The sequence below is a fragment of the Bacillus sp. PSXD-155 genome (assembly GCF_049310765.1).
GTDB classification, from domain to species: Bacteria; Bacillota; Bacilli; order Bacillales; family Bacillaceae_G; genus Bacillus_A; species Bacillus_A cereus.
In genome coordinates, this window is the sequence record NZ_JBMOWC010000087.1 from 1 (window position 1) to 12,549 (window position 12,549).

Below are 12,549 nucleotides of genomic sequence, written 5' to 3' on the forward strand. Positions count from 1 at the left end.
ATAAATGGTTTATACCTTATAGGATTACTGTGGGAAAGGATGTGAAATATCCAAAAAAAAATCATTTTTTATGATTAAATAAAAAATTTTAATGAAGAAAAAGTTATTTCATTATTTTCAAGTTTCGTTAAAGTACATGTATTTATAATCACTATGAGACAAGGAGCAGAATCTAAAAAAATTTTGTAAATTAGAAAATTGCATTTCAAAAATAAGTTAAACGTTTATGGAGGGTTATATGAGCGAGAAAATTTATTACTGGTCTCCGATTAAGCATTGGGAGAAGTTGCATAATGAAGTTTTGATAGGGGAAATGAGGTTTACAGGTATTCTGTCTGAGTGGTTTCCTGATTTTTATTTTATGGCTCAAAAAGGTGTGAAAATTAGTGAACTAGTAGAGCGCTTTTCGTTAGGAAATGTAGAAGAGACACAAAAAAACATAGAGCTCATGATAAAAAATCGTGTGTTAGTAAGTAACATATTACACCCAAGAGAAGTATTTTCTTCACAAGAAAAGATTTTTCCAAATCCATATAGCAACCAGATTCGCTTTTCTAAAGAAGAGTTAGATAAGTATATGAGTGAACAATTAAATCGCACGTACGTTGCTGCACGGTCAACCGAAATTCAACTTGAAACAACAGATGAGCTACCCACTATAATCAAGGAACGTAGGTCTTGTCGTCAATTTGAAATGGAAAAACACATTAGTTTTTCGGAATTTTCCCAATTCTTATCAACTCTAAAACAGGTTAGGGAAGAAAAAATATACTATCATTACGCAAGTGCAGGCGGGCTCTATCCCATTGATATCTTTGTTTATATAAAACCAAAACGTATAGAGGGTATGAAAGCTGGATTTTATTATTATAACCCATCAAAAAATAGTCTTGTGATTGTAAACAACATTGATCAAGTGATCAAAAGTGATCATGAGTTAATTAATCAGGATTTATTTACTCAATCTGCATTCTCAGTGTATTTGATTTATAATGCGAACGCTTCTATCCCGAAATACGGTTCAGATGGATATTTATTTGCTTGTATCGAGTCAGGCATTATCACTGCTACCTTAAATATGGTTGCTGAGACATTAAATTTAGGGGTTTGTTCAGTTGGCCATATGAAATTTGAAGAGATTCAGAAATTTTTATGTTTGGATAACCATCAAGTGTTTCTCCATGGGCTTGAAGTTGGCTTGAAAATTAACGAGTAGAAAAAATGAATATTAGGGGGATAAAGATAAAAATGCACATTAAAGATCGAAGTTCGATTCATGAAAATAAAGAAGTAGAAGCGTTTTGGAAGGAGCAATTATCTTCCGAGGTTCTCGATTTTTCTGTATTTAATAGCGATTACCAACTAAATAAAGAAACACCTTGTGAGTACGTTCAAGTCATAGTGAATGTAGAGTTTAGTAAAAGTATACAAAAAATAAGTAAGTCTCAAGATTTATTATTATTTAGCTGGTTTCAAGCCGCTTTAAGGGTTTGTTTGGCACATTATACAGATCAAGAAAGAATTACTATTGGTATTCCTATAATTGAAAAGAATCTTGAACAAAGTGAGAATCTTAATAAGTTGATTCCTTTAGGAAGTGAAATCCATCCGCATCACCCCTTTAAACAATTAGTAAATGAGATTGAACAAACGACTTTATTCGGGTATGAAAATCAGGAGTATCCGCTCTCTGAATTATTAGTTAAACACAATTTAACTCCTTTTCAAATTGTAATCGGGATGGAAGGATTACATAATGAAAATTCACTAGAAGAATACGCAGAGAATAATTTAGTCCTATGGATACGAAGAAAATGGAATGAAATACATAATGAATTTGAATTTCAAATTTCTTGCAAGTCCCGTTCATTCTCTTCTTTGCAACAGTTTGCCAATTCGTATTGTTATGTTTTAAAGCAAGTTTCACAAAACCCGAATTTGGCATTGAAAGATATTTGTATTATTGCAGAAGAAGAAAAAGAGTTGTTAGAAGGATTGAATACTTTTCAAACAGGCATAGACTTGTTTCAATCATTTCAAGATTTGTTTGAAGCGCAAGTATTAAAAACTCCAGATCAAATTGCTGTTGTTTGTAATGATCAATCTTTGACATATAGAGAATTGAATAAGAAAGCGAATCAATTGGCTTCTATCCTTCAAAGTAAAGGTGTTTCAAAAGAAAGTATTATTGGCGTTATGGTAGATCGGTCATTAGAAATGATTATTGGTATGATGGGGATTTTAAAAGCAGGAGCAGCCTATTTACCAATAGACCCTAACTACCCAACTGAACGAATTGAATATATGTTACAAGATAGTCAAGCAAAATATTTACTTAGTAAGCGAACAGAGGAAGTGTTGCCACAATTTGCGGGTGAAGTACTGTATCTTGATAAAGAATATCTTTTTCAAGGTGAAGAAAGTAATTTAGTACGAGAACATAATCCTAATGATTTGGCTTATGTTATTTACACATCAGGATCGACAGGAAATCCAAAAGGGGTAATGATAGAACAAAAATCGCTAGTTCATTTTTTAAATGTAATGAGAGAAAAAGTAAAGGCTAATCAATCATTCTTGTTTCTTGCTAGTGTATCTTTTGATATTTCCTTGTTAGAAATATGTCTTCCTTTAACGCAAGGTTCAAAAGTAGTAATTGCTACAGAGGACCAGTTTGCAACAAAAGAATTGGCTCATTTGGTCAAAAAACATAAGGTGGATTTATGGGAATCAACGCCATCGCGAATGGAAGTGATTTTGAGTGATCCAGAAGGGGCAAATTTTCTAAAAGATTTAAAATCTATTTTATTAGCAGGAGAAGCATTTTCCATTGATTTGGTTGAAAAAATTCGTTGTATCAGTGAAGCAACAATTTTAAATATTTATGGTCCCACAGAAACAACCATTTGCGCAACAGTAAAAGACTTGAGCACTTCCAAAGAAGTTACGATCGGCAAACCAAATCCGAATTATCATTCCTATATATTGAATAAGTATGGCCAATTAAAAGCATTTGGAATTCCCGGTGAACTATGCATTGCTGGAGTAGCGGTAGCACGAGGGTATCTTGGTAAAAGTAAACTGACAGATGAAAAATTTGTACCGAGTCCTTTTATGGCAGGGGAAATGATGTATCATACAGGTGATCTCGTTCGTTGGTTGCCTAATGGAGAACTTGAGTATTTAGGTCGAATGGATCATCAAGTGAAAATTCGGGGGTATCGGATTGAATTAAGAGAAATCGAAACTCAATTAAGGGAATATCCAGAAATAAACCAGGCTATCGTTGTTGATCAAGTGTATGGAAATAGGAAATTATTAGCTGCCTACTATGTATCGGATAACAAGGTGTCTTTTGGTGAAATCAGAAAATATTTAAGTGATAAATTACCTGAGTTTATGATTCCTGAAAAAATGATTCAGGTAGAAGAGATTCCATTGAATCCAAATGGAAAAGTGGATAGAAAAAGGTTATTGGATATAACACAAACGGATTATATATCAATTCCATACGTTGCCCCGCGCAATGAAATTGAACAAAAATTAGTGCGTGCGTGGGAAAAAGTTATGGAGATTGAGGGAATCGGTATTCATGATAATTTTTTTGCATTAAAAGGAGAATCCATTAAAGCACTTCAGGTAATTAATTTATTAAGAAAAGACTGCTTAAAAATAAGTACAACAGATTTTTTTAAGCACCCTACAATCGCTCAACTGAGTTCTTGTGTAAAGTTAGAGCATAAAGAGGAAAACTTTGAAAGTAGACCAACTCATGTTAAAGATTTGTCTAATCCATTTTCCTTAACAGAAGTTCAAACAGCGTATATGTTAGGAAGGAATTCACAGTTTGAATTAAGTGGTATTTCACCTCAAACATATTTTGAATATGAAACAGCATTGGATATCAATCGTCTTTCAAAAAGTTTTCAAAAGGTAATCCATCGTCATCCAATGTTGCGAGCTGTAATTTTACCAGAGGGAAAACAGCAAATATTACAAAGCGTTCCTGATTACGAGATTGAAATAGTGAGTCTCATAGATTTAGATGATAGGAATCAAAATGCTCGCATACAAGAAGAGCGTTCTCGAATGACTAACCATGTATTCCCTTTGGGGCAATGGCCTTTGTTTGAATTGAAAGCTTTTCTTTTAAAAGAAGACACATATTTATTATGTTTTCGATACGATGCTTTATTAATGGACGGAGCAAGCATGAACATTGTTGGACAGGATTTGTTGCATTATTATTATAAACCAAATCAAAAATTAGAATCTTTATCTTTTGATTTTCAAGATTATATGTTTATCTATGATGAAATGGAACAAAGCGAAGAATATAAAACAGCAAAAGATTATTGGACAAGTAAGCTTCCTGACTTTCCGTTTGCACCTTCTTTGTTGTTAAAAAAGGATCCAGCAGAGATTGCTACTCCTAAATTCCAATCACTTACTAAGATCCTGGACAATGAAAAATGGACAAAGCTACGAAAGATAGCACAAGAGAAAGAGGTAACTCCTTCCGCTCTACTTTGTACAATATATGGTGATGTGTTGGCATATTGGAGTAATCAATGTCGATTAGCAATTAATTTGACTGTATTTAACCGTTATCCTGTTCATGATGAAGTAGAACAGATTGTAGGAGATTTCACATCGCTTATTTTGTTGGATGTTGATGTAAAACCAGAGCAAACTTTCTTTACTAGAGTAAAAGAAACGCAATCTACTTTATTAGATGGCCTTGAACATCGTCATTACGATGGAGTTAACTTTATTCGAGATTTTACTCGATATCATCAAATGACACCAAAAGCAGTTATGCCAATCGTTTTCACCTCGATGTTAGCAGGTGCAGGTGCTTTCTCTTGGGAACAACTTGGTTCTCTTCGCTATATTCATGCTCGGACTCCACAAGTGTATTTGGATAATGTAGTAATTGAAAAAAATGGAGAGTTACTAATTAGCTGGAACTATGTTGAAGAGTTGTTTGATGTTGATGTAATAGAAGCAATGTTTTCCCAATTTGTTGACTTATTGGAACAATTGGTGAAACAAAGCGATATAACATCTTTGCAGATGAAAGAATCGGATCAAACTTTAATTAAGCAATACAATGAAACAACAGAAAAAATACCTTCAACTACTCTGTATCAATTATTTACAGACCAAGTAAAACGTACACCGGATGAAGTAGCAGTAGTATTTGAACAAGAATGGTTAACATACACGGAACTTCATAAACGCTCCAATCAAATTGCCCACTTCTTAAAAGAGCAAGGCATTGGTCTAGGTGACAAAGTGGGTCTTTTAGCAAAAAGGCGAGTTGACACAATTGTTAATATGTTAGGTATTTTAAAAGCAGGTGCTGCTTATGTTCCGATTGATCCCGATCATCCTTTAGATCGCCAAACATATATTTTAAAAAATAGTTCATGCAAGCTTTTATTAGAACCTAGTCTTTATGAAGAAAATCATTTGTCATTTTATACAACAAAAGATATGCCCGCTATTGCTGGTCCAGAAGATATTGCCTATATTATATACACTTCAGGAAGTACAGGAAAACCAAAAGGAGTAATTATTACTCACCAAGCGGTTACAAATACTATTCAAGACATAAATCAAAAATATGAGGTAAATGAAGATGATCGTATTATTGGTATCTCTTCCATGTGTTTTGACCTATCTGTATACGATATTTTCGGAGCTTTAAGCACAGGTGCAATGTTAGTAATGATTCGTGATCCGAGAGACATGCAAGAATTAATCCGCACTGTCGAACGTAGAGGGATTACAATTTGGAATACAGTGCCTGCAATCATGGATTTGGCATTGGATCAAGTAGGTTCTCATTTTGAACATTCTTCTTTACGTTTAGTTTTACATAGTGGAGATTGGATTCCGCTTTCTTTACCAGAAAAAATAAAACGACATTTTCCGATTGCAGAAGTAATTTCACTAGGAGGGGCAACAGAAGCATCGATTTGGTCAATTTATTATCCGGTCAAACAGGTGGAATCACATTGGAATAGTATTCCATACGGGATGCCCTTGGCAAACCAAACGTATTATGTGTTGAACTATGAAAAGAAAATGTGCCCTGTTGGTGTAATTGGAGATTTATATATCGGGGGAGTGGGCCTTGCTAAAGGATATTTAAATGATGAAAAGAAAACAAATGAAGCGTTTGTGTCACATCCTGATTTTGGTCTTATATACAAAACAGGAGATTGTGGAAAAATGCATTCTGAGGGATATATTGAATTTTTAGGCCGCCAAGATTACCAAGTGAAAATTCAAGGATATCGAGTAGAGTTAGAAGAAATCTCTCATTGTCTTCTAACTTATAAACAAGTCGAACATGCTCTCGTAATTGATCAAACAGATGAGAACGGAATAAAATTTTTAGTTGCATATGTAGTAACTGAGCAAAATATTAGTACAACAGAACTACGAAAGCATTTGCGAGATCACTTGCCAGATTATATGATTCCTTCTTATTTTGTTTATTTGGACCAATTACCCCTGACTCCAAACGGGAAATTAGATAGAAAAGCGCTCCCTACTCCGCAGAAACAAAAAAATGAAGTATTTATTGCTCCAAAAACTGAAATGGAAAAAATATTAACTAGTATTTGGCAAGAAGTACTCAAAATAGATCAAGTTGGAGTAAATGATCATTTCTTCGCCTTAGGTGGAGATTCGATAAAAGCGATTCAAGTGTCCGTTAGACTGTATCGACAAGGATTCGAGCTTGAACCAAAAAATCTATTTTCATTTCCTATATTAAGAGACATGGTTCAATTTGTTAAAAAGCTAGACCAGTTTTCAAGTTCACAAACAAATGATGTAAATATAATGAACGATAATAAAGCTACATTACTAAATGTTAAAGATAAACAACTTAATCAACATACACTTACCAAAATACAAGAAAAAATGCCGGATATAAAAATAGAACGTATTTACCCGTTAGCACCTTTCCAGAAAGTTATTTATGAGCATGCTACGAATGAACCTGATACAAATGCATATTTTGAACAAACAATTTGGGCACTTGAGGGGGAGCTGGATATTAAACTCTTTATTCAGTGTTTCCAACAATTAGTTGATCGTCATGATTCTTTAAGAACAATAATTGTGCAAGATGAACAAGCAAAACCTTGGCAAGCTGTTCTATATAATGTTCAAATAAATTCAGAAATAAAAAACTTGATTGAGATGACGAAACAAGAACAGCAAGAATTCCTAGATCAGTGGATGAATGAAAATTTAAGTCAAGGATTTAAAAATAGTGAACTTATGACCCGTCTCTGTATATTCCAACTAGGTAATAACGAGTATAAGGTAATTTGGAGTTCCCATCATCTATCATGTGATGGTTGGAGCGTCAGCATTTTGATAGACGAATTATTCCAGCTCTACGAAACTACAAATGCGGGAACTACGGCGGAGTTACCTATGGTAAAACCTTTTGAAACATTTATAGATTGGACTTTGGCACAAGATCATGAGAAAGCACGTCATTTTTGGCGAGATTATTTATCAGGATACAATCAGAAAATTAGTATTCCTAAAAAGAAAGTCCCATCTAAAAGTGAAGGGTTAAACTTCACTTTTACGGATTTAACATTAGACAAGGATTTGACTGATCAGTTACAGACATTTGTAACTAAAAATAATATAACTATGAATACGGCATTACTAGCTGTATGGGGAATATTGCTTGGCAAATTTAACGGAACGAGAGAAGTAGTATTGCCTAATCTAGTATCAGTCAGACCTCCCGAAGTAGAAGGAATTGAAAATATGTTCGGTCTGTTCACAAATATTTTGCCTATCCGATTAGCATGGACAGAAACGCAATCTTTTGTGGACTTCCTGCAAAAGGTACAACTAGAGACATTGAAATGTAATGAGTATGCATACTATTCATTTGTTGATATACAAAAGCAAAGTGAATTAAAAACTGAGTTGACTGACCATCTTTGGGTTTTTGAAAACTATCCAACTAATCCAGCAATCTTTTCTTCAAATGAAAACAGACATTTTGCTATCACGGATTACGAAGTCGTTGATGAGCCACATGTAAAGTATGGAATTATGTGCTTCCCTGAAGAAAAACTTACAATAAAGTTTGGATTTGATCAAACCGTATATGAAGCAGAGAAAATACAGGAAATATTAAATCACATTTATGGATTAATCAACATGATTCTTCAAAATCCAGTACAAGCAATTGGTGATTACAAATTATAAAAAATGAAAAGGCGAGCAAGAACTCGCCTTTTTAAATAGAATAGGAGCAAACCAAATGACAAAAAATTTGCAGTTATCAGCCGAAGAGATGCGTCAGTTAGGATATCAAGCGGTTGACTTGATTGTTGATCATATGAATCATTTAAAAAGTAAACCAGTTTCAGAAACGATTGATAGTAATATTTTTAGAGACAAGCTAATTGAAAAGATTCCGGAAAACGGATCTAATCCAAAAGAATTACTTCATTTTCTTAATAACAATGTGTTTAATCAAATTACTCATGTGGATCATCCTCATTTTATGGCTTTTGTGCCAGGTCCTAATAATTATGTTGGTGTATTAGCAGATTTTTTAGCAAGTGGGTTTAATGTATTTCCTACAGCTTGGATAGTAGGTGCAGGTGCCGAACAAATTGAATTAACGACAATTAACTGGTTAAAATCAATGCTAGGATTCCCTGAATCAGCTGAAGGACTATTTGTCAGTGGCGGTTCCATGGCTAATTTGACTGCACTTACTGTAGCAAGACAGGTTAAGTTGAATAATGAAATCGAAAATGCGATTGTTTATTTTTCTAACCAAACTCATTTTTCTGTAGATCGAGCACTTAAAGTATTAGGTTTTAAACAGCATCAAATTTGCCGAATTGAGACAGATGAAGATTTAAAAATTTCAGTTAGTACTTTAAGAAAGCAAATAAAAGAAGATCGATTAAAAGGGAAAAAACCATTTTGTGTTATTGCGAATGCAGGGACAACGAATTGCGGAGCGGTGGACTCCCTCGATGAATTGGCTGATGTATGTGGTGATGAAGATATATGGCTACACGCGGATGGGGCTTATGGAGCTGCAGCAATTCTCAGCGAAAAAGGAAGAGAGTTGTTAAGAGGAATTCATCGTGTTGATTCTTTGACGTTAGATCCGCATAAATGGCTTTTTCAGCCTTATGATGTTGGTTGTGTACTCATTCGAAATAGTCAATATTTAAGTGAAACGTTTCGTATGATCCCAGAGTATATTAGGGATACGGAAACTAATTTAGAAGAAAAAGTGAACTTTGGGGAGCGTGGAATTGAACTTTCTCGTAGATTTAGAGCATTAAAGGTATGGCTTTCTTTTAAAACATTCGGAGTTACAGCTTTTCGTGAGGCAATTGATCATGGCATTATGCTAGCTGAACAAGTTGAAGAATTTTTAAGGAAAGAAAAAGATTGGGAAGTAGTAACACCTGCCCAATTAGGAATTGTTACTTTTCGTTATATTCCATGTGAGCTAACATCTACAGATACAATTCATGAAATAAACAAAAAATTGGTGGAAGAAATTAATCAAAGAGGATTTGCTATGCTAAGTACGACTAAATTAAAAGAAAAAGTAGTAATTCGACTTTGCTCTATCAACCCAAGGACAACAAAAGAAGAAATACTTCAAATCATGATGAACATAAAAGCATTGGCAGAGGAAATAAATACATCGTCTAAACATCTTATATCTGTTTCTCAACCTTGATATATTAGGCGGATTTTACATATTAATAGCCGATTTCAAATGAGAATCGGCTATTATATTTAAATGATAATAACACTCACAAATGTATACTATTTATGAGTGTTTCTCTTGTAATGGGATTAAGCCTCAACCTTAGATACTCGTTTGAACCCAGTTTTTATTGCTTGTACTATTTCGTTCACAGCATAAATAGATACATCGGCATTTGGATTTAACCCTTCAAACCAGTGATAGGCATTTGGATATAAATGAAACTCGACATCAACACCAGCTTGCGCTAGTTTGCTTATATAGGTTAATGTTTCGCTTCGGAATGGATCTAATTGACCTACAAATGTGTAAGTATACGGTAAGTCACTATAATCCTCAGCTCGAGAAGGCGCTGCATATGCAGGGATTTGATCCATTCCATACATTTCTCCTAAATACATTTTCCAGCCAGCTTCATTTGCCTTTTGGTTCCAAACAAATCCTTCTTTAATTTCATTCGCTGAAGGTGTATTATTTCGGTCATCAATCATTGGATATAGTGGCATTTGTAAACAAATTGAAGGATATTTTCGATCTCGTGCTAATAATGATAATGCTGCTGTTAGTCCACCGCCAGCGCTTACTCCTGCAACTCCAATTCGATTCGAATCAATGTTTAATGACTTTGCATTATCAGCAATCCATTTTAAAGCTGAATAACAATCCTCAATTGGTGCTGGGTAAGGGTGTTCAGGTGCTAAGCGGTAGTCTACAGACACGACCACACAGCTAGCTTCTTTTGCAAACCTCATACAAGTATCATCGTTATCATCTATAGACCCTAAGATATAACCTCCACCATGTATCCATAATAAGACAGGTAAAGATTCATGATTTGATTTTGGACGATAAATTCGTAATGGTAACGGATTATCATCAGGCCCAACAATGACTTTATCTATTAAAGAAAGGGAGTCATCAACAACGGTAGGTGGTCTCATTTGAGCTATTCCTTCTCTGATTGATTGCAAATTTTCTGGGCGTAAATCGAGATCCGGAAACATCTCTAACCCTTGTAATAATTCTGGATTTACTCTAGTTTTCATTTTAGCACCTCTATTTGTAATTGTTTTCAAATAAATGAAGTGTATTCTAAGTAGTTTAATTGTGAAAGAACACCACAATTAAATTGTAAATTGGATATGTTATAACGGTCAACAGAATATTCGGAAATTAAAACTTTTCTCAAGAAGGAGTTTCATGCAATTAATAATACAAGTAGCGGATTTAAGAGCAAAGTGTTTTAATGTCGTTGTAATTATGTACATTAGAAAAATTTCTTTTCTAGACTCATGAAGAATTATAAAAAGCAAAATTTTATAGATAGTTATTTTAAAAATAAACAAAAAGAGAAGAACTAACCAATGTTCTTCTCTCTTTTTCATATGTAATTAGGGTATCCATAAATGTAAATACGGATGGTATAGATTAATGGATGAATAATTTATTTTTAAATTAATAACGTAATAAATAAAGATTTTTGTATGTAATATTGCATATACAGGGACCACTAGTGAAAATGCTGACCAATGTTTTTCCACATGGTAAATTAGTTCCTTAGTTATTTATTTTATTTCATTTTCAATCGTGTAAGGCTTGGGGCTAAGATTTACAAAGGTGACTAGTAAAAAATATAACAATATAAGTATAAGATTTTGTACTTAGTAATCTCACAATTTAAGACCTGTCATTGGATAAGTGCAGGGAGTTCAATCGATTTTGAATAAAATTGATTGTATCAGTTGCAATTTTTTTACGTTTAAGAACTATCCCGGCATGCCCACATGTATAAATATATCGTGTAGGCCTTTCCCAAGATTCCCACAAGTAGTCTGTATCCTCAGAATGCACATATAGATCGTGCTTACCTGAAATCAATAAAATATTTTCTTTTTTTACTTTTGGTAATGCTTGACTCGGTTCAGTGATTTTCCAATAATCTATTAAATCATCATACGTTACACCATGATGTTCCAAGTCTTCTCTAATAAATTTACCTGGAGTTGTATTCCAAATTGAATAAGAAAGTCGATTTGCATAGAAAATGGATGCTAACACATCAATTTCTTCTTCAACAAGAGAGGTTAAGTTAGTAATAAATCCACCTAAACTAATTCCTATTAGAATCAGGGGACCATTTTTATTTGCTTTAATCCATTTAATCAAAGCTCGTAAATCAGCTACAGCTTGTCTAGTTGCTTGTACTGTTCGTTCAATATTTGCACTTACCATATACTCTCCACTGAAAAAGGATTGATCGGGTTTTCTTTCAAAATGATAGGGTAGAGTGAAATAATACATATTCCACTTCAGGCTGGTCATATGATGGTGGAATATTTTTTTCACACGTTCGTTAGAATCCATTCTCCAACCGTGAACAAAGATAACATGAGGTGCATTTTCATTTTTATGTAAGAATAATTCCCCAGTTACAGAGTCGTTGCGTGAATCACCGGATTGAACCGAACTTTTATATTTGAATTGCCCAACCATGTATTCCTTTTCCTGTTTTGAATGCTTAATGTCAAAATGAATATAGGATGGTTTTACGTTATAAAAAGATTCTATGTCCTTTATATTTAATGAAGTGTTAGATAGGGAAGTATACTGAAACGCTACACTTCTTTTTTTGTGTAAATCATATAAGGCGTACCGATCAATGAGTTTTGAAAAAATCAAATTAACCTCCTCCAAAATACATATTGTTTAAAACATGGACAAAATTTATGTTGTAAATTAATTATAAAATA

General features: G+C 33.7%; 5 protein-coding genes. 3 read left to right on the forward strand and 2 right to left on the reverse strand.

Translation table 11 applies throughout. From position 1 onward, the window contains the following. Window positions 1–238: 238 nt before the first annotated feature. From ACO6VI_RS31760 to ACO6VI_RS31770, 3 genes are read left to right on the forward strand one after another with little or no spacing between them, the layout of a single operon-like run. Window positions 239–1,216: a SagB/ThcOx family dehydrogenase gene (locus tag ACO6VI_RS31760; protein WP_001290961.1), complete on the forward strand. Its 978-nt coding sequence runs from the start codon at window positions 239–241 to the stop codon at window positions 1,214–1,216. A gap of 32 nt (window positions 1,217–1,248) precedes the next feature. Then, complete coding sequence (locus tag ACO6VI_RS31765; protein ID WP_140157180.1) at window positions 1,249–8,259, forward strand: non-ribosomal peptide synthetase; 7,011 nt, start codon at window positions 1,249–1,251, stop codon at window positions 8,257–8,259. Between the two features lie 55 nt (window positions 8,260–8,314). Further along, a complete protein-coding gene (locus tag ACO6VI_RS31770; protein ID WP_422425088.1) occupies window positions 8,315–9,769 on the forward strand; it encodes a pyridoxal phosphate-dependent decarboxylase family protein in 1,455 nt (484 codons plus the stop codon). Between the two features lie 119 nt (window positions 9,770–9,888). Here ACO6VI_RS31770 and ACO6VI_RS31775 read toward each other — a convergent pair whose 3' ends face one another. Then, window positions 9,889–10,845, reverse strand: coding sequence for an alpha/beta hydrolase (locus tag ACO6VI_RS31775; RefSeq protein ID WP_000857931.1), 957 nt, complete (start codon window positions 10,843–10,845; stop codon window positions 9,889–9,891). A gap of 631 nt (window positions 10,846–11,476) precedes the next feature. Further along, window positions 11,477–12,478, reverse strand: coding sequence for an alpha/beta hydrolase (locus ACO6VI_RS31780; protein WP_078993723.1), 1,002 nt, complete (start codon window positions 12,476–12,478; stop codon window positions 11,477–11,479). Window positions 12,479–12,549: the final 71 nt, after the last annotated feature.